Annotated in this window: 18 protein-coding genes and 2 tRNA genes; 8 read left to right on the top strand and 12 right to left on the bottom strand. The window is 40.3% G+C overall.

What is annotated here, in order from left to right; all coding sequences use genetic code 11:
- Positions 1–34 precede the first annotated feature (34 nt).
- Positions 35–2920, top strand: a complete 2886-nt coding sequence (locus INF28_RS09665) for an S-layer homology domain-containing protein (RefSeq protein ID WP_226393267.1) — start codon at positions 35–37, stop codon at positions 2918–2920.
- 67 nt (positions 2921–2987) lie between these two features.
- A complete protein-coding gene (locus INF28_RS09660; RefSeq protein WP_226393266.1) occupies positions 2988–5030 on the top strand; it encodes a beta-galactosidase in 2043 nt (680 codons plus the stop codon).
- Positions 5031–5698: 668 nt separating this feature from the next.
- Here the strand turns inward: INF28_RS09660 and INF28_RS09655 are convergent.
- A complete protein-coding gene (locus tag INF28_RS09655; protein ID WP_226393265.1) occupies positions 5699–7072 on the bottom strand; it encodes a mandelate racemase/muconate lactonizing enzyme family protein in 1374 nt (457 codons plus the stop codon).
- A gap of 198 nt (positions 7073–7270) precedes the next feature.
- Between INF28_RS09655 and INF28_RS09650 the strand changes: the two genes are divergently transcribed.
- Entirely contained in the window at positions 7271–8155 is an 885-nt protein-coding gene (locus tag INF28_RS09650) for an AraC family transcriptional regulator (protein WP_226393264.1), read from the top strand.
- Positions 8156–8280: 125 nt separating this feature from the next.
- Here INF28_RS09650 and INF28_RS09645 read toward each other — a convergent pair whose 3' ends face one another.
- Genes INF28_RS09645 through INF28_RS09635 form a run of 3 tightly spaced genes read right to left on the bottom strand, consistent with a single transcriptional unit; the run spans position 8281 to position 10921 of the window.
- Positions 8281–9234 carry a mannonate dehydratase gene (locus tag INF28_RS09645; RefSeq protein ID WP_226393263.1) on the bottom strand — a complete coding sequence of 318 codons (954 nt, stop codon included), beginning with the start codon at positions 9232–9234 and terminating at the stop codon, positions 8281–8283.
- Positions 9235–9268: 34 nt separating this feature from the next.
- Complete coding sequence (locus tag INF28_RS09640; RefSeq protein WP_226393262.1) at positions 9269–9997, bottom strand: SDR family NAD(P)-dependent oxidoreductase; 729 nt, start codon at positions 9995–9997, stop codon at positions 9269–9271.
- Between the two features lie 21 nt (positions 9998–10018).
- A complete protein-coding gene (locus INF28_RS09635) occupies positions 10019–10921 on the bottom strand; it encodes an RraA family protein (protein WP_226393261.1) in 903 nt (300 codons plus the stop codon).
- Positions 10922–11112: 191 nt separating this feature from the next.
- Here INF28_RS09635 and INF28_RS09630 point away from each other — a divergent pair, with 191 nt between their 5' ends.
- Complete coding sequence (locus tag INF28_RS09630; RefSeq protein ID WP_226393260.1) at positions 11113–12066, top strand: beta-propeller fold lactonase family protein; 954 nt, start codon at positions 11113–11115, stop codon at positions 12064–12066.
- A 13-nt stretch (positions 12067–12079) separates the two neighbouring features.
- Entirely contained in the window at positions 12080–13108 is a 1029-nt protein-coding gene (locus INF28_RS09625; protein ID WP_226393259.1) for a LacI family DNA-binding transcriptional regulator, read from the top strand.
- A 438-nt stretch (positions 13109–13546) separates the two neighbouring features.
- On the opposite strand, the gene yunB is transcribed toward INF28_RS09625, so the two are convergent.
- Positions 13547–14242, bottom strand: a complete 696-nt coding sequence (gene yunB, locus INF28_RS09620; RefSeq protein WP_226393258.1) for a sporulation protein YunB — start codon at positions 14240–14242, stop codon at positions 13547–13549.
- A 131-nt stretch (positions 14243–14373) separates the two neighbouring features.
- Here yunB and INF28_RS09615 point away from each other — a divergent pair, with 131 nt between their 5' ends.
- From INF28_RS09615 to INF28_RS09605, 3 genes are all read left to right on the top strand, one after another.
- Entirely contained in the window at positions 14374–15687 is a 1314-nt protein-coding gene (locus INF28_RS09615) for an alpha-amylase family glycosyl hydrolase (RefSeq protein ID WP_226393257.1), read from the top strand.
- A 144-nt stretch (positions 15688–15831) separates the two neighbouring features.
- Positions 15832–15919 (top strand) — tRNA-Leu (locus INF28_RS09610).
- A 74-nt stretch (positions 15920–15993) separates the two neighbouring features.
- Positions 15994–16070: transfer RNA gene (locus INF28_RS09605), tRNA-Met, on the top strand.
- A 133-nt stretch (positions 16071–16203) separates the two neighbouring features.
- Here INF28_RS09605 and INF28_RS09600 read toward each other — a convergent pair.
- From INF28_RS09600 to INF28_RS09570, 7 genes are all read right to left on the bottom strand, one after another.
- Positions 16204–17133 (bottom strand): reverse transcriptase family protein, encoded by a 930-nt coding sequence (locus tag INF28_RS09600; protein ID WP_226393256.1) that lies wholly within the window; start codon positions 17131–17133, stop codon positions 16204–16206.
- On the bottom strand, positions 17126–17428 hold the full coding sequence (locus tag INF28_RS09595) for a helix-turn-helix domain-containing protein (protein WP_226393255.1): 303 nt from the start codon (positions 17426–17428) through the stop codon (positions 17126–17128). The genes INF28_RS09600 and INF28_RS09595 overlap by 8 nt, the downstream gene beginning before the upstream one ends.
- A 90-nt stretch (positions 17429–17518) precedes the next feature.
- Positions 17519–17698 (bottom strand): hypothetical protein, encoded by a 180-nt coding sequence (locus INF28_RS09590; protein ID WP_226393254.1) that lies wholly within the window; start codon positions 17696–17698, stop codon positions 17519–17521.
- A gap of 323 nt (positions 17699–18021) precedes the next feature.
- A complete protein-coding gene (locus INF28_RS09585) occupies positions 18022–19221 on the bottom strand; it encodes a site-specific integrase (protein ID WP_226393253.1) in 1200 nt (399 codons plus the stop codon).
- Between the two features lie 19 nt (positions 19222–19240).
- Positions 19241–19486, bottom strand: coding sequence for a hypothetical protein (locus INF28_RS09580; protein ID WP_226393252.1), 246 nt, complete (start codon positions 19484–19486; stop codon positions 19241–19243).
- Between the two features lie 151 nt (positions 19487–19637).
- The gene (locus INF28_RS09575; RefSeq protein ID WP_226393251.1) at positions 19638–19883 is read right to left on the bottom strand and encodes a hypothetical protein; all 246 of its coding nucleotides are present in this window, start codon (positions 19881–19883) and stop codon (positions 19638–19640) included.
- Between the two features lie 14 nt (positions 19884–19897).
- Positions 19898–20089, bottom strand: a complete 192-nt coding sequence (locus tag INF28_RS09570) for a hypothetical protein (RefSeq protein WP_226393250.1) — start codon at positions 20087–20089, stop codon at positions 19898–19900.
- Between the last annotated feature and the right edge of the window lie 322 nt (positions 20090–20411).

Here is a 20411-nt window from a genome sequence, read left to right as displayed (position 1 = left end):
ATGCAGTATTCATGTGCAGAGGAGGCGTATAAATTTGTTAAAACGATTAGGTGTTTTATTTTTAATCCTGACACTTGCACTCCCGTGCATTGCAGGTTATGCTGACGATGATGAAGAGGTCATTATCATGAGACCCGGTCAGGAATATGATGGCGTTGATTTGAACGGTGACCAAAGCGAGACTGAGACCTTGGTCAGTCAGCAGGGGTTAATCAGCTATCCTGATACAAATGAATTATCTGTGGTTGGGATACTCGGCGCACTTGGTATTATGGGCGACTATGACGGAACAGGTATGTTTAAACCGAATGTTTATATTAGCCGCCCCGAATTCTTAGAGGGCTTGCTGAAGCTTTTTAAAATTGACTATGACAGTGAAAATAGCTCAATGGTAGGACAGTTTTACGATGTTCCTAAAGATCACGAATATTATGGTTTGGTTTACACAGCAGTTCGCCTTGGTATTGTTTCAGGATTTGAAAACAATACGTTTGGTGTAAATGATACCATATCATTCGAGGATGCGATGGTTATGGTATTGCGTGCACTGGGTTATGCATCGCTTGCAGAAGAACTTGGCGGTTATCCGACAGGGTTCAAATCAGTAGCAGCAAGATTGGGAATGTTGAATGCAAATAGTGTGAATAATCAGCAGGCTATTACCCGTATTGATATGGCCAGAATCCTTGCAGATGTGCTTGAAACACCAATGGCCCGCCTGGAATATATCAATGATGAAACGATAGTTACAGCCTCGGATGGGGATGCCCCTCTCCTTCATATATATCATGCTGTAAAGGATAGAGGGTTGGTCGAGACAAACCGGTTTGCAAGCATTGACGGCAAAACCACACCCGCTGAGGGACAGCTTAGCATCGATGGAAAGATGTATCCCTGTACCGACAGCTTTAATGCGTTTTTAGGTTATGATGTAAACTTTTGGTATGACACGGACACCAAAGAACTTATCTATATGGCGGCCACTGAAAGAACCACGGAGACCATCGTTGCCGCAGAGGATTTTGTAAGCTTTCATGATGGCATACTCACTCATTATAACAATGCGGACAGACAGGTGACGGTTAACCTTAGCGGCGCCACTCTTTTATATAATGGCACTGTGCCGGAGCTAGCTTACAATGAGGATATTTTTAAAATTAAAGACGGAAGCATCAGATATGTGCGAACCGATAGCGGATACACGGTTGTTGATATTGAGGAATATACAAACTACATAATAAGAGCTGCGAGCTTTGATGAAAGCGAATTAACTGTCAGATTGCAGTATGATACTACCATGTTTACCATTGACGCAAGCGATATTTATGTCGATGTGTACAATGCGGAGACGGGTGCAGACAGTATTTATAAAACTACTGAGAGCGGCGAAGAGACTTTTGATGCGTCGGCTTTTAAGAGCGGTGCGGTGTTGAGTGTTTATATGCCGTATGGGCAGACAGTTTATAATGTTGCTGACTATGCTGAAAAATATAATGTTGTTTATGCCAAAATGGTTGTTTCCCAAAGGACTGTCAGCGGCACGGTCACAGCCCGTTATCCAAATGAAGGAAAAATTGAATTGGATAGCAATGTGTATTATATAGCTAACACCAATTATTTCGGGGATGGTTTATACAGACTGAACGATACGCAGGAGGGGACTTTCCTGCTTGACGCGGGAGGCAAGCTTACAGCACTTTCTGGCAGCGAATCGGAGAGTGATTTTGTATACGGATATCTGGTTTCTGCGGCATTTAGTACAGGGCTGACCAAAGGCGAGTTAATGGCAGTCAGACTGTTTACCGAGGACGGTGAAATTACAGAATTTCAGTGCGCTGACAATTTAAAAATTAACGGTGAAAAAGCAAAAGACAATGCTGAAACGCTTTTGAGACAGAGCGCCAAATATGCAAATCCCGATTTTGACCTTTCGCAGGTTGTGCGTTATAAGACAAAAGATAATATGATAACCGAGCTGCAAGTTCTCACTGCCAGTACAGGTGTTTCAACAGGCTTTGAGGAAGAAACACATCTTGACATAGCCGGCAGCTCCGACAACTTTTTCATCGGCAGCGAGTTCCAATACCGCGTGCTTGAACAGGAAAACGGACAATGGGTTGGCCGGTATCTTAATCCTGATGTATACTTTGTCGTACCGTCACAGGAAACCACAGATGAGAGCTATTACAGCTCACAAAAACCCACATGGCAGTCAGGTATTAAAGCACAAGTATACGATGTAGAGCAGCAAAGGCCGGGCTTGATGGTACAGTATGTTGAGAGTGCGGCTGCATCGGAAATTATGGATGGTGATTATGTTATTGCAACAGCAATGTTTGTACAGTCCTACAAGCAGCTTAATGATGATGGCTTTTCCTCTACCTATATCGATGTTATATCGGGCAAAAACGCAAGGACGTTTGAATGTGAGGATAGCTCAATTTGTGAGGGGCTCGAAAAGGGACAGTTGATCAGGCTTTATGGTAAGGTTAACCTTGTAACTGAAATACAGCTAGTGTATTTTGATGCAGCGGGTACCATACCGGCAACAGTTGGCAATCTGCCAGAGGAGTTAAGCACAACCTATAATGGGTTTGCCGGACTTAATACGGAGCTTAACTTTTATGCAGGTGTGTATGAATTGTCAGATTCACCTGACTTTTCAGTCATGTATGGGAATAAGCTGGCCGACGGAAGCTATGACATGCGTGCAACTGGAAGAATTAGCAATATCGCGTGGCAGTACCACGGAACGATCGTTTATGAAGGACCGCAGGACGATCCGAGCAAAGCAACGATAAGAGTTGGCACATATGATGATTTGCGTCCGTATGTGGAATACGGCGAGAAGTTTTCGAGGTTGTTAATTCAGACACACGAGGGCGCAGGAAGATGCTATATCATTTATAATTTTGATTGATGTATATTGGGCAGAGTGATGTTATGTTGCTCTGCCTATATTTGTATAAGGCAGAAGGAGAGAGAAAATGATAAATAATAAATTACCTAAATTATGGCATGGAGCAGACTATAATCCCGACCAATGGCTTGACTGTCCTGATGTGCTTAAAGCGGATATAGAATATATGAAAAAGGCAAAGTGTAACGTCATGTCCATTGGTATATTCTCATGGAGCATATTGGAGCCTGTGGAGGGTGTTTTTAATTTCGAGTGGCTTGATGGAGTCATCGACAGCCTGTATAAAAATGGGATTTACACAATTCTTGCGACCCCGTCAGGGGCAAGGCCGCCTTGGCTGGGCATAAACTATCCTGAAGTAAATCGTATGGATGGTGCTGGGAATAGATATGAGTATAACTTTCGGCATAATCATTGCTATTCTTCTCCAGTTTATCGCGAAAAGGTTCACATAATAGATGAGAAGCTGGCAGAAAGATATGCACATCATCCGGGTGTGATCATGTGGCATATCTCAAACGAGATGGACACCAATGCGCCATATGATTGTCTGTGTCCACTTTGCAGGGAAAATTTCAGAGCATGGCTGAAGAAAACGTATAAGGATATCGATACATTGAATAAGTTTTGGTGGAATGGCTTTTGGAGCCATAAATATAGCGATTTTTCACAGATACAGCCGCCCAATCTTCAAGGAGAAGAACATTCAGTAGGTTTAAAGCTGGCCTGGAAGCGTTTTAAATCGGATCTACTGGTGGATTTTTATAGAGAAGAAGTGAAGACGGTAAAAAAATATAATCCCGATCTGCCGGTTACAACAAATATCATGAATACATTCGAGATTGATTATTATAAGCTGTGCAAACATGTTGATATTGTTTCGTGGGACAATTACCCGAATTGGTATTCAAAAAATGATAATTGTGAAATAGCAGTTGAAACCGCGTTTTATCACAGCTTATACAATGCAATGAAACCTGACAAACCGTTTATGATGATGGAAAGCTCGCCTTCGGCAACCAACTGGCAGCCTGCGGCAAAGCTACGGCCTTGCGGTTTTCATCTCATGTCGTCAATGCAGGCAGTGGCACATGGCAGTAACACGGTGCAGTTTTTCCAATGGCGAAAAAGCAGAGGCCAGCTGGAACAGTTTCATGGAGCGGCAATCGGTCATGACGGAACGGACAAGACAAGAATATTTCATGAGGTCGAGAATGTAGGTAAGGCTCTTGAACAGCTTGTGCAGATTCAGGATACTCTTTCGCATAATGATGTTGCATTCCTGTTTGATTACGATTGTGCATGGACGCTCGATATTATTGAAGGTTTTAGAAACTTTGAAAAACGAAAGGGCTTTGAAACCACCCTGTTTAAAAATCTGGGTGCGCTTTGGCATTTGAACGCAGGCGTGGACATTATCGGCACAGAGGATATTGTCAGCGGGGGTATTGCTCTTGCGCGCTATAAAGTTGTTGTAGCGCCAATGATGTATATATTACGAAGAGGACTTGTCGAAAAAATTGAAGAATTCGTTCAAGACGGCGGCGTTTTTGTTTCGACTTATTGTACAGGCATTGTAGACGAGGAGAATCTTTGTTGGCAGGGGAAGGACTACTATCCGCTTGGAAACGTCCTTGGAATACTGTACGAGGAAACAGATGCATTGTATGATATCCACGAAAATACGGTGGAGATGTTTGGCAAAGAATACAGGGCAACCCGTTACTGTGAGTTATCCCATTTAAACGGAGCAGAAGCGCTTGGAACATACAAGACGGATTTTTATGCGGGTATGCCTGCCTTTACAGTAAATCATTTTGGAAATGGAAAAGCCTATTATATAGCAGCAGAGTTGGAGGAAGAGGGCCTTATAAAAGCATATGGTGAAGCACTTAAGCCGGTGCTGCCGAAAGAGAAAATACCGGATACGCCGCGAGGTGTTAATGTACAGTGGCGTTATGGAACCGATGGAGAGGCATATGCATTTGTTATAAATTATACTGAAACGCCTCAGAACATTAGTTTGCCTTATGATTTTGACATATTGTATGGAGATCTGACATGCGGAACAATTGACAAATACGGTGTATGCGTTCTGAAACTGAAATAGAGATACTTCTATTGCAGAAAAATCATCCCACCTACGCCATTGTCAAGCAATGCATCTCATAAAAGCTTAGTAAGTACTTTTCATATTCTACAGGCAAAACGCAGCAAGAGCAGAATGAGATTATTTTGTGATGGTGTAATATGCTTCAATACAAGAAAATATAAAGGATTAGAAAAATATTTATCATGCACCAAATGAAGAAAGCGGCATGAAACAATGCGCAAGGTAAAAGAAAAATGGGAAGATGGATATCCTAGTGTTATGAAACGGTGGGAAGGAAATTGGAATGTTATATCGCCGATGTTTAAGCTTTCAGCAGAGGTCAGAAAGGTAATTGATACAACATGTACGACGGACAGCTCTCATAGCACAAATTTTCTGGATACCAAGAGAAAGATAAACGCCCATAAAATCAAGGGCGCTCTTGACAAGCCATTAAATTTGTGCTATAAATGGCCGAAATTTCACTTTTTAGAAAAAAGCCAACACCGCCGTTGCATCGGAATAAAGGGTTGCTGTTTTGATCATATACCTCAGTAACGGCGGGAACCTTTATGTGTGTTGCTATACACCTATTAAGGCCAGCATGGATATAGGACTGTTGTTTTTCAAATTGGTGTAAGCTTTCTTTTCTCTTTATATTGTTCTTCTGTTTTGGATAAGCGGGTTTAACTCCACTGTCTGTCGTTGGCCCATTCGTCATTCCAGCAATCAGATGATGGCCAAAGTTCCTGATGTTTTTCATGAAGATGCTGTGCTATTAACTCTTCGTTCAAAGCATCAATGCCAAGGCCTGGTTTATCTGGAACACGCACAAATCCATGATCAAATAAAGGATTGGCAATGCCGTGTGCTAGATCATTCCACCAAGGTATATCAATGGAATGAAATTCCACAGCCATAACCTGGGGTATTGCTGCTGCGGTATGAATAGCTGCCATGCATGCGATAGGGCTTTCGGCCATATGGATGGCAAGTCCCACGCCATAATTCTCACAAAGATCTCCTAGTTTTTTCATTTCCATTGCTCCGCCAATTGTGAGAATATCCGGGTGGGCAATAGAAATACCACCGTTTTGCATTAATGGCACAAAATTTTCTGCCAAATAAATATCTTCACCTGTGCAGATTGGAAGGTGCACAGCACGGGAAATTTTTTCATAATGCTTAGTGTATTGCCATGGAGCAACATCTTCCATCCATGCAATATTATATTTTTCCAGACGTTTTCCAAATAAAATACAATCTTCTATACACACATGGCCAAAATGATCAATGGCAAGGGGAACTTCATATCCGATGACCTCTCGAACTTGTCGGACATAATCTTCTAAATAATTCATTCCTTTTTGTGTTAGATGAATTCCTGTTGCATGATGAGGAATGGTAAATACCTCGTAATTTTTTCCTAACATTAAATCGCGATCGATAGAGCCTTTTTGATGATTAATGGCTTTTAAGGAATATTTTTTAATGTCGTCCAAAAAGCCAGATGGAGCATTCAAGCATCCCGGTTCATCAAGTAAAAGTTCAATGCCGAGATCCATTTTTAGAAAGGTAAAACCTTGTTCCATTCTTTTTTTTAGGGCATGTCCCATATCCGTTCCGGTATGTTTGCCATCTACATCGGTATCGCAGTACATTCGGATTTTATCCCGAAATTTTCCGCCTAACATTTGCCACAGAGGCACATTCCATGCCTTTCCTGCTAAATCCCAAAGGGCTATTTCGATGCCCGAAACCCCTCCTCCTTGCCTGGAATGATTGCCAAATTGCTTGATTCTGCGAAACAATTTGTCTACATTACAGGGATTTTCTCCTATAAGACGGGACTTTAGCATAAGTGCATAGGTCGCACTGGAGGCGTCCCGTAGCTCGCCGTAGCCTACTAATCCCTGATTGGTATAGATTTTTAGCAAAATACAGTGCTTGGGAGCTCCATTCAGATGGGTAACCCGCAAATCCGTAATTTTTAAGTCTGACGGGTTGGAATATAAATTGACATTTTCTGAAATCTGTTCTTTTAAAGTTGATTCATTCATACATTTCTCCATTCCGCCGCTGCGCATTAAGAAATTTGTTTTCAATATTTTTGGTAGATTGCTCTTTTATATTTTGCAACGGCTTACTTGACATTCTACTATTTTTTTTATAATATAATAAAAACAACATAAAAGCAACTTAAATATTTACATTTTTGTCCACTATATTTTGATTTATTGGAGGGAACATGAAACGGTATGAAACAGCAGGAATTTATTTTGTATGACAGCGGAAAAAGACCCTTGCTTCGCTTATTTCATTCGGTGGTGCCTGCAGGGCGCAGAGCTTATAGAGAACATCATCATACGGAATGTGAGTTATCTCTTTTTTGTAATGGAGCGGGTATTTATACTGTGGGTAAACAAACTTATACTTTTCAAAAAGGAGATGTTTTTTTATTTGGCAGTGATGAAACACATTGTATTACAAATATTTTTGATGAGGAGCCTTTTGATCTTTTAAATATTCATTTTGAGCCTAGAATTTTATGGGATAGTCAAGGTGGGGCTGCCTTACCGTTGTTGCGGGTGTTTCATAACCGAAGCGCAGAGTTTTCAAATCAAATCCATCGAGAAAACCCTCTTGCGTTGGAGATGATTCCTAAGATTTTGGAAATGGAAAAAGAATTTCAAAAAAAAGAAATTGGATACGAATTAAAAATCCGTTTATATTTATATGACGTATTGTTGCTTATTTTACGAAGTTATACTGATATAGAGGAAAAGGATTTTGTTTGTGCTAATGAAAAAATTTTGGGGCAACTTTCTGATGCTATCACTTTTATTAATCTGCATTATACGGATATTTTGACTTTAGAAGAGGTGGCGCGGAAGGCTACCATGAGTAAGGCTTATTTTTCTACGATTTTTAAAAAGTACAATGGGATTTCTCCTTGGGATTATATTATCATCAAACGAATTGAAAAAGCTATGAATTTATTGAGGCACAATAATTTTACTAAATTGGAAATTGCGGAACAGTGCGGGTTTCAGAGTATTTCTAATTTTTATAAGGCATTTCAAAAAGTCACTGGTATGTCGCCTACCTCTTATATTAAAGCGAAAAACAATACTGATTCTTAAGGTTAAGTTCTGATACATTGATATTAGAAAACCGTAAACTGCTGAAAAACCTGCTCTGGTGTGATTGCCAGAACAGGTTTTTTCGACAGTTTGCTTTTGCCGCATTTAAATTGTGGCAAAGGTTTTTAACAATAAGAAATGAAGTGTGCATCGAGGATACCTTTTAAATAGCCAATGGCAAACAAACGGCCTGTTGTACCGTATCCCGACAGGTCTTTGTCCCCTGTCATGGCCGGAACATGATCAACTCGGATGGGGACATGTATGCCACAATCAGCATACAGCTTCATCAGTGCCGCCATGGATAGATCGCCGTTGTCATGAAAGGTTTCATGAAAATCATTTTTATTCCCAGAAGCATTTCGAAAATGTATAAAAAAGATTTTATCTTTGAGCGCCGGGATAACTTGAAAGAGATTCTCCCCCATCATGTGGTAGGTGGCCTGGCACATTGTCACGCCAAGAAAATTGCTGGGCAGAATTTGCATTGCTTTTTGAATATTTGCAAAAGAGGTCATGATTCGTGCCACATTGCCAAGCTGGGAAACCGGTGGATCGTCCGGATGCAGTGCCAGGCGGATACCGTACTGCTCTGCTGCGGGCAGCACTGCCTTGATAAAATAGGTATAGTTATCCCATAATGCTCTATGGGTAATAGCCGGGCTCTCCGGCGGCGTAAAATCGTTTAGCCGAAAGCCGGTGGTATAGGCTCCGCCCCGCTGTGGAACTTTTTGATCTGTGCGCAGCCAGCCGATATATGCCATGAAATTGAAACATAGTGTTCGAATATCCAGCTGATCCATAATGGACAGCATTTGAAGGACCTTTTCAATAGACTCGTCCCTTTTGCTGTCACCGGCTTTGATGTGATCGTGCAGTGCATTCGGTAAGGGTTCCACCACGGTTGGCTTTAAGCCAAAATCACAGAAATCACGGTGTATTTTTTGCCAGTGGAAAAGATTGCATATATCAAATTCAGCGTTTTCGGGAAGCCGGATAACTCCGTGCCGGATACCGCATTGCCGTGCATACTCCCAGGTAAGATCCCGGGGATATCGGAAATAATCAGTTAGTATCATTACAATCTCCTAGATTTCTTTGTTTCATGAATGCTTATCGTATGCTCATTCCACCGTCGGCAAAGATATTTTGTCCTGTTATGTATTGACAGGCATCTGTACATAATGCCGTCACAATGCCGGCACAGTCCCTAGGTTTGCCGATATATCCCATAGGAATCTTGGCTTTGACTGCAGCTTCATATGCAGGATCCGATAATGCGTCTGTATTTCGATCCGTGTCAATGACTCCTGGCGCGACGGAATTGATTGTGACGCCGGTATCTGCCACTTGCAGTGCCAGTGACCGTGCCATCAGTGTCAGAGCGGCTTTGCTTGAAGAGTAAACCAGCATGTCGGGATGGGGTTTTGCTTCCTGTACACTGCCGATGGTGATCACCCGCCCCCAGCCTTTTTTTATCATACCTGGCAGATATTGCTGCATTAGTAGCAGAGAAGAACGCAGATTACAGTTGATTTGCCGGTCAAATTCCTCAATGGTAATATCCATCCATTTTTTTCGGTATTGAAGTGAGGCATTTAAAATTAAAATATCTGCTTCTGGTACAGTTTGTTTGATTAAGGCAGCACAGTTTTCTTTTTGCAAATCAGCCTGTACTAAGACACAGCGGCCACCGATTTCCTCTATCTCCTGCTTGGTTTGTTCTGCCTTTTCAGTGTTCCCCGCATAGTTAATGTAGAGGGTGGTCTCAGGGGAGGCAAGCGATAGGGCAATGGCTTTTCCGATACCGCGGCTCCCTCCAGTTATTAAAATGTTTTTCATGTTTCTCATCTCTTTTCTTTGTTATAATGCAGTCTGGGTATCATTGGGGTCACCATTGATTGCCAGATCATATTCCTCGGACCAGTCAAGATCCCGGTATTGCGCCCCACGACTGTCGTTTTGAATAAAATTCATTAGCATATCCAGCATTTCTACCGTCCATGTGTTACGATCAATTTGTGCAGTGGTAAATTTATTCTGGGTAATCATTTCAAATCCAAAAACATCTTTGATTTGGGTTTTGGATGCACCGTCTACCACCTCAGCTACTAAATGAGAGGGAATAAACAAGACCCCGCCTTCGGCGCCAAACACAATATCACCTGGCAGTACAATGGCGTTTCCAATTCTGGTAGGCGTGTTAAAGCCAGTCATAATAAAATCCCGGATGGGGGTAGGATCAATGCCTCTGTAATAAACCTGTACGCCATCTACTTTTTTCATCTGTTCTACATCCCGGATACCGCCCCATACAACCCCGCCTCCTGTTTTGGTTTTGGTCTTGATGGCTGTGGTCAGGTTGCCGCCCAAAAATGTCCCTTTATAAATTTTATCGTACATATCAACTACCACCACATCGCCTTCTACCAAGCTGTCAATAACCCATTGGTTGTAATTGCCTTTCCTGCCTTCCTGCATACCAACTGCAAAGGTGGTTTCGTGCAAATCCGGACGAGTAGGAACATAGGTGGCAGTTACTGCTCGGCCAATCAGTTTGCGGCCATCATCGTGCAAAAGCCGAAGACGACCCTCAAACTGATTCTCATAACCTTTGACAAAAATTGGCTTCCATACCTCTTCCAGGGTTAAATCCCGTAATGCCAAAAGGTATTTGTCTGCCACCTTGGGCCGTCCGTCCGGAAATCGCTCCCCTTTCCATTGAGGAGTAAGTGCAATGATTTCTTCTTTTACATTAAAATGCATAACAATCTCCTTTTCTGCCGATGTGCGCCGCACATTCAGCCGTTTTTATATCAATAATTCCAATTAAAACGATGTAGAAACGTTTCTACAAAAGCATAGCATATTCTGCATGATTTGTCAATAGGCGGTTGACTTTTGCAGAAGAATTGGATATAATCAAACAGAAATTATTTTGGGAATGAGGCGATTTTATGGAGCAGAACCTTTATATTGCATCTTGCGTGTCGGACGGCGGAATTTATCAGTGCACGCTGCAAGAATCCGGGAAGCTGAGCATTCGTAGTTATTTTTTTGCAGATCGGCCCATGTATATGGCGCGGGAAGGGAATCAAATGTATATTTTACTTCGCGCTCCGTTTGAGGGATCTCAAGAGAGCGGGTTGGAGGTATGTTCTATAGATTCAGAGGGAAGTTTATCTTCCTGTGGTCAAATTGCACCCACGCATGGAGAGGTGGCTTGTCACCTTAGTGTTAGGAATGGGGAGGTTTATCTTGTGAATTATCTATCAGAAACGGCGGTTAAAATGCCTTCCTGCGTTGTCCAGCACAGCGGCAGCGGTCCCAATCTTCTGCGGCAGGAAAAATCTCATCCGCATTTTATTACAATAACAAAAGAAGAGAATGTTTTTGTGGCAGACCTGGGGACAGACAGAGTTTATGTTTATGATTCGGATCTCAAGCTTCGGTCTAGCGCTTGTGTACCTTCGGGACACGGTGCAAGACACTTGGCGTTTTCTAAAGACGGGCATTTGATATACTGTGCCAATGAGCTTGGATCTACCGTAACTGTTTTTACGTTTATCAGGGATGTTTTGCATCCTATCGGCACCTATTCTTGCTTAAAAAAACCGAATCCGAATAATACAGTTGCGGCTATACGGTTGTCAGAAGATGGGAAATATCTGTATGTTTCCAATCGAGGGGAGGATTCTATATCCTGTTTCTTGGTGCAGGGGGAAACGCTGATTTTGCAAAGCGAAACCAGTTGTGGCGGCCGTTGCCCCCGGGATTTTCAATTGTTTGGTGCGTACTTGGTTTGTACTAATGAACTGTCTGATAATGTTACGGTTTTTCGATGCGAGGGATCCCAACTTGAAAAGCTGGATGCTGAATTACATATAAAAACGCCGTTGTGTGTGATATAAAGGATGTGAAAAAGTGAAAAAAGCAACGATTAAGGATGTAGCAGCGTTAGCGGGAGTCAGTGTATCGGCTGTGTCTTATGTTCTCAATCAGAGCACAGAGAAGAAGTATTCTGAAAAAACGCGTCAGAAAATATACAGTGCAGCAGAAAAACTGGGTTACCATCCCAATCACATTGCCAGAGGAATGCGTTCTCAGCGTTCTTATTCGATAGGAATTGTGAACTGGTGGGAAATTAATAACCGTGTTTTTATTAAAACTTTAGAAGGTATTACTGCAATGGGGGAAAAGTTGGGATATTCCGTGGTTATTTGCCCTTCTGCGGATTCCTATTCGTATCTTAGCTATTATGAGAATAAAAGGATAGATGGAGCTGTTTTGATTGCTCCCGTTACATCTATGGCAGAATTTAATGAGATGGAACATATTCGCCGTTTGCAAAAGGCTAAGATTCCCTTTGCGGTAATCAATGGCCATACAGATCTGCCTCAAGGAAATTGCTTTAGGTATGATTTTGCGCAGACCACTTATCTTGCAACAGATTACCTGCTTGCCAAAGGGCATAGGGAGATTATCTATATTGCACCGAAGTATGGTGAAGAAATTAGAGAGGTGGGTTTGCGGCAGAAGGGATATATGACAAGAATGCAAGAGGAAGGACTGCCATGTTTATGCCGTGCGGTAGAGGATTTAACTCCGCAGATGCTGAAACAATTTCACAGTATTGTAACCAATAAGACAGATACCGCAAAAAAGGTGATGGATATGGCGCTGACGGCTGGAATTAAAATACCGGAGGATTTATCCATTATTGCTGCCAATACCGAATATTATTCCGAATACCTTCCCGTACCGCTTACTACCGTTCAAATTCCTTTTCAAAGTATTGGGAAAATGGCCATGCGCCGTGTGATCAGTGCGATTGAACATCATGACTTGTCCTCGGAAGAGATGCCAGCTTGTATGGTGCTGGAGCAAAATTCTGTGAAAAATCTAAGCAGTGAGGGAAATAAAGAAGGGAAGGGCATGCGGATATATTCTTGAACTGGTTTACGCAATGTCTGTACTTAACAGGAATCATATATCTCAGTGATTGTATAATCCGCTTTGTGTTACATCAGTTGATGGAAAGTATATGACGGACACATAAGCTTGGTCTTAAGTGGCAAAATAGATGACTGCAAAAGATTCACAAATGAATTTATTGCAGTCATTTTTGTTGGCGGTGTGAGCGTTTTGGAACTGTTGACAAAGTGTGTATTTTATGAGTTTAAAAGGCCCCTAAAATATAACTTTGATAGCATATACACGCCCATATTATCGCAAAATATGGATTTGCCCCATCCCCGAATTGATGGACAGAAACAAGAGTGGTATAATGGAATGGACATATAAAAAATCCATGTTTCCTTGCCGCAAATTTAAAATTAAATATGCACTAAGGGGAAGTGCAAGCCACTGGTACGAGCAGTGGTCATGCATTTAATTCCCGGATGGAGCCAGGTATGCGCTTGGTACATCACCAACTACAATGGTTTCCGCAACTGGTACCTGTGTTACGATTTCGGTGTCTTCGTGTAGAAAAATGCCAGCGACCCTGGCGGGTACACGTACTTCAACCATGAGCTGATAACGGGTTTGATTAATTCCTGCTGAAGAAAATTCGTCAATAAAATCCACTTCTATAGCGCTGACGGCAAAAACTTTAATTGGAATCTGAATTCCCATACCGGTCATCAGAGTATCCGAAAAAAGCATCCCGGCAGGAACACTAGTGTGAATCACTTCCATCTGATCCAGGCAATTTTGGATTTCTATAGCAAGCGTTGATTTGATTTGATTGACAGCAGAAAAGTTTACGGACATAGCTGTCAAATGTCCGTTTTCGTCTTTTTCGGATAAAATTAAATCCTGTGTGTTTAAAGACTGAGCTTTCAAGATATCTTGAATAACCTGATTAGTACTTTTAGTGATTTCGCCGTTTAGCTTAGAAACGGCTGCCTGCTGTGCCAAGGGACCAATGCGCCTTTCTGCCTGATAAAAAATATATAAAAAAGCAGGTATCATAAGCAATATAAGAATCCATACTATATGACGCGGAGAATGCGGACGCTTTTTGTTACGATGTTTTGCGGAAGGGCGGAAACGATATTTTAGTTTTCGCAGTAGGATTGGCATATTCGTCATCTCCCAAACTTGGATATTTTATAATATGAAAAGATTTATTTTTTGTGTTTGTCTTTAAAAAAAAGAGTGACAAAATGAGGCTTTTCCTGTATACTGGTCTTATAAAAAAGGAGGTCGAGACCATGTGGGCTTATGAAAGTGTTTTTTATCAGATTTATCCTATGGGATTTTGCGGAGCACCTCAGCACAATGATGGTATTCCGGTATCTCGGATACGCAAGTTGAAAGATTGGATTCCGCATATGAAAAAAATAGGGATTGATGCGCTTTATCTTTCTCCGGTTTTTGAATCGGATTCTCATGGGTATGATACCAGAGATTTTCGTAAAATAGATACTCGTCTCGGCAGTAATGAGGATTTTAAAGAAATTTGCAGTATACTTCATCAGAATCGTATACGCATTGTGCTCGACGGCGTATTTCATCATGTGGGTAGGGGATTTTGGGCATTTCAGGATGTTTTGAAAAAAAGAGAACATTCGCGGTATAAAGATTGGTTTTATCTTGATTTTTGCAGGGACAGTGTATATCAAGATGGCTTTTGGTATGAGGGATGGGAAGGTCATTTTGAATTAGTGAAACTGAATCTTGCTAATGAGGAGGTGGTGGAACATATTTTTTCGTGTGTGAAAGAATGGATACAAGAATTTGATATCGATGGGTTGCGCTTGGATGTGGCTTATTCGTTGCGCCAGGAGTTTCTTCGGCGTTTGCGTTTGCTGTGTGATGAATTAAAACCGGAATTTTTTCTGATAGGAGAACTTCTTCATGGTGATTATAATCAGTTTGTATCCGATCAGTTGCTGCACAGCTGTACAAATTATGAGTGCTATAAAGGATTGTACTCTAGTTTTAATTCTATGAATATGTTTGAAATAACACATTCACTTCTTCGGCAGTTTGGACCTGAACCGTGGACACTTTATAAAGGGAAGCACTTGCTTTGCTTTGTAGATAATCATGATGTATCCCGTATTGCAAGTGTACTTAGTTGTCCGGAGCATTTGCCATTGATTTATGCGCTCCTGTTTGGAATGCCGGGGATTCCATGCATATATTATGGAAGCGAGTGGGGAGTAAAAGGAGAAAAGAAAGCGGGTTCGGATATAGATTTACGGCCTTATTTTGATACCCCGCAAGAAAACGCACTGACAGAATGGATAAGTCAGCTATCGAAAATTCATAAAAACAGTGTAGCACTTTGTTATGGCAGTTTTCGACAGGTCTTATTGACGAACCGGCAGGTAATATTTGAACGTAAAACAGAAAATGAACGAATTTTGGTTGGGATTAATGCGGATAATCAAAGTTTTGAAGCACATTTTGATGCTGGATGCGGCCGGGCAGAGGAACTTTTAACAGGAAAAATGCATGATTTTGGAGGAGGAAGTATTTTGCCACCATATGGTGCTGTTTATTGGAGAATGGAAAGGTAAGAAATAGAATGCGGACGCCGCTGAAGATGAATTAGTTTAAAATGGCGTCCGCACCAGAGAAAGAGAAAAGAAAATTAAAAAAAAGCTTGACAAAGGTTAAAAAATATGATATTATATTCTGGCTATGATAAAGGGGCTGTATGTGCCGGAGTGGCGGAATTGGCAGACGCCCGGGACTTAAAATCCCGTGGGAATTTTTCCCGTACCGGTTCGATTCCGGTCTCCGGCACCAAAAGTGGCATTTATTAAAATGTATAATGAAATCATACAAGTTATGAATAGCTTAATAACTGATGAGTGAGATATCGCGGAGTGGAGCAGTCCGGTAGCTCGTCGGGCTCATAACCCGAAGGTCGTAGGTTCAAATCCTGCCTCCGCAACCAACTAAAAACCGCTTAACCAATAGGGTTAGGCGGTTTTTCTTATATTTTTGAAATTTACTTAAAAATACGGATTGCCCCCCAGTTGCCCCCCAATCGGACGAAAATAGGCGAGATTGGAGTGAAACTGGCTAATTTACTTTAAATCATTTGTCAACCTATTTATCTCTGGGAAAATAGTTTTATTTACATTCCGAGCAGCTTGTATTTGACCTTTTAATGAATCAATCTTCTTTTTCCGTTCATCATTTGATAATTTTTGATAATTCTTTAAAATTTTAAAATTCTCAACTATTTTTTGACGCAAATTATTCGTTACCAATAATTTATTATCTGGTGATACGGTTGTACCTGTAACTAACTTATAAGTATTAGCAGGATAATATTTAACTTTTGAATATTTAGGTTTATGATTATATCTTCTCAGTTGTATATCAATTTCTTGTTCTAACTTTTTAGGGTCAAATGGAAAATTACTAGAAAAAGTCATATCATCTACATATAGTGTAAATTTGCAACCGTAATTTAACGAAATTTCATATATACTTTTAAACATATTTTCATAAGCGTAATAAGCTATTAACTGACTGGTAGGACAACCGGTAGGTATTCCATTATTATAGGTAATAATATCTGTCAATATTTTTGCGATGTCCGGTGCAGTCAATAATACATCAGTAAAAAATCGAAATACATATTCTCTTTGGCAATTTGGGTAAAAATTTTTTATATCCATAGTAAGAAAATATTTTGAATTTATATGACTCTTTCCATTATCAATATATGATTTTCCTCTTTCGCCCGAAATCAACCAGTCTGGTCTTTTTATGGGTGATAATAGTCTTAATATACGTCTTTGAATTTTCTTGAGTTTATCACAAGGTGCTGTAATTTTGCGTGGTGAACCATCTTTTTTAGGAGTTGAGAAATTATAGTACCTAGTATATTGTTTTATTTGTTTTAACTCATTTTCTTTCAATAGCAACAAATGTTCCAGTCTCTTTTTACTGGAACATTTGTATAAGGCACATTGATTTATTTCATATTTATGCATAGCGCTATTCATCGTCAGCCTCCAAATCCGAAGACATATAATCTATCCACTTAATCATAGTTCGTCTAATTATGTCTTGTCCTTTGTTTGCATTTATTGCATCTTCATACTTTTCTGAAAGACTAATTAACGATGATAATTTCATACCATAGATTTCTGAATATGTTTTTAGAAGTTCAAGGGATGGTTGTTTTTTATTATTTTCAATTTCAGAAAGGTAACTATTAGATATACCAAGTTTCGCACTCATTTCACTTGCTTTATATCCATAAATTGTTCGAGTCTTTTTTAAAACTTCGCCTATCATAATAACCACCTCTTTCCTAATTGTTATATATATATATAAAGCATAAAGCTGAATTTACAAAATTAGATAGACTTTCCCGCTATAGCCGACCTATTTAAAGAACCCATGTATTGTAGCAATTATCCCTACCAATGTTTCCAATGCTTCTAACAGCTTAAATCCAGTTAAGAAAATAGCTTTTCGTCTTTTAGCTGTAAAAAACTGTCTGCGGATTCTTTTGGGGGGTGGCGTTCCGGGAGCGTCCTGCCTGTACAGTGATTTTTTGCTCATTGAGCAACCTCCTTTCAGAAACAACAGATTTTTAAGTTGTTTCCCTCCTGTGAAAAAAGGTGGTGCAAACAGGACAGTCTATCTAATTCATTTGTTAACCGTGCGCAAGCTCCTGTGGCGCACGGACGGGCATGCCATGTTGGGCTGGTCAAGCTACATGTAGCCCCGTTTAAGGTAGAACACAATATGTGTTCCGCAAGTGTATTGTACACTTCAATTTAGAGGAGGCGACCTATCGGATTTAATCCAATATTTCACTGTCAAATTCATTATAACAGGTTAAGACCAATTTGTCAATATCTTTTTTCGCAAATAGCGAATTTTTATACAATGTTTGTACCTAAAACATTATCCAAATTATCAGCCGCAATGCTATCACGGGATTTTAATGCATGGGTATAAATATTGAGTGTGGTTGATGTTTGAGCGTGTCCTAATCTATTCGACACTGTCCGTATGTCCGTTCCCTCTGCTATCATCAAGGTAGCATTTGTATGTCTGAGGGAATGGAGTGTTACTTTGGGAAGATTATTCTTTGCGACAAAATTAGAAAACCAGCCTGTGATTGTGTCGGGGTGGATAGGTTTTCCGTTCCATTGTGTGAATAGCCTGTCGTTTTCAATCCATTGGTCGCCTATTGTTAATTTCATCTCGTCATGCCATGCCTTATACTCTTTCAGTATTGTACAAGCTCCCATACTTAGCGTGAGTTCCCGTCTGCCCGACTTTGTTTTTGGCTCTTTGGTAATAAATCCACCGTTAATAAATTGAGATGTCCTTACCACATGTAAAATACGGTTATTAAAATCTATGTCTTTCCATTCCAATCCGCACAATTCTCCACGCCTTAACCCTGTAAATATTAGTATGGAAATCATAGTACGGTATTGGATAGGCTCATTTCGCAGTAATTGTAACATATGCCTTGCTTCATCTTCATTCAAATAGTACATTTCCTTAGGCGGCACTCTTGGAGGGTCAGCCCGCTCTGCTACATTCCTATCTAACAGTTGCCATTTTATCGCAGTTGACAATATTTTAGAAATCAACCTGTGATGTTCCAGTATTGTCTTAGGAGCAAGTCGTCCTTTATCAATACATTTTCCATTTTTATCATGCTTACGGCGTTTACTGATACCATCTTCACCCAAATTCTGATAGAATGAATTTAGATGTAATGGCGTTAAATCCTGTAACTTGATATGCCCGATTGCCTGATTGATACGTTTTAGATATTCCCCATAGCGTGATACCGTTTTAGGCGTCAACTTAGGCTCGGCGTAAACTTCCATCCATTGTTTTGAGAAGTCGTAAAAACGGATATTTCCATTTTGAATTGTTCCGCTCCGTACTTCTTCTTCAAATAATACCTTTTGACGTTCCAGTTCTTTTTCAATCTGTTTTGGCGTCATGCCATACTCTGGATACCACCGCTTATATTTTTCCAATTTTTTACCTGTGATGTCATATCCACAACATACACGCAGTTCGTATCCTCGTCCTCTTTTTCTTGCTGTTGCCATTTGTATTACCTTTCTTTCCTCATATAATGCACCGTATGCCTTCAAATTCTTCATATGGCATGGTGATTGGTGTAGGTGTCTCAAAATATTTGACTACATCATAGTAATTGACTAAGACTTTTCGACCGACATTCACAGACGGAATTTTCTTCGTCTTGACAAGCTGACGAAGCGCATACATGGTGATTGCGCTATTGGGGTCAATCTTGTGTAATTCGTCATATACTTCACGAATTAACCTCATTTTTGGTACATTGTTTTCCATTGTATAATCCTCCTTTGGTTTACATAATTTGGAATCACTCCACCTTATTTATAGCAAATACTGTTACAAAAAGCAAAAACTTTTTATGAATTCGTCATAAATTTTATAGATGGCAGGGGTAAACATTATATCTACCCCTGCTTTATCCAGTTTAACATACTCTGCGAATGCCATCTGTTTCCTCTGGAACAACAACGGTTGTAGCGGCTTTGAAATAGTCAATGACATCATTGTAATTGACTAATATCTTACGTCCTATGTTGATAGACGGGATTTTCCCAGAACGCACTAACTGACGAAGCGCATACATTGTAATTGCGCTGTTTGGGTCTATCCGGTGAAGTTCATCAAAAACTTCACGAATCAATCTCATTTTAGGTGTAGTATTGTTATTCATATTGATTCCTCCTGTTACATATCGACTGTGTACAAATAACTATGTGCGCTTGATAAAATATTATAAGCACGCTGTAGATGTTTGCGACAACCTTCGAGGTCGTTTTTATCAAGACTTTGTTCTGACTTAATAAGTTCATCAAAAGTCTTAGTGTTCATACGCATTACTGCGTACACCTCATCAGGTGTTAAATCAACTATATACATAAAAATTCCTCCTAAATAATAAATAAATTCTTATTCTTCCTCAGTTTTTACATCATGAAATAAGCAAAATATATGACGGAAAATTTCAACATCATATTCGTTGCCAACTTCAAGACAATCAATGGGGTACTGGCTGTTGTTTAGCCACTTATGGTCTACCGCTTTACCTGTTACATTACTATCTGAATAGGTGAATGGATCAACGCTAAAAAAGTAGACACAAAGATGCAATATATGATATAATAAAAAAGACACAAAAAAGGAGAGATACTATGGGTACAAACAATTATACAAAATATGACGAAGATTTTAAAAAATCACT

This window comes from Ructibacterium gallinarum, from assembly GCF_014982785.1.
Lineage (GTDB): Bacteria > Bacillota > Clostridia > Monoglobales > Monoglobaceae > Ructibacterium > Ructibacterium gallinarum.
This window is presented reverse-complemented; position numbering and strand designations above follow the sequence as displayed.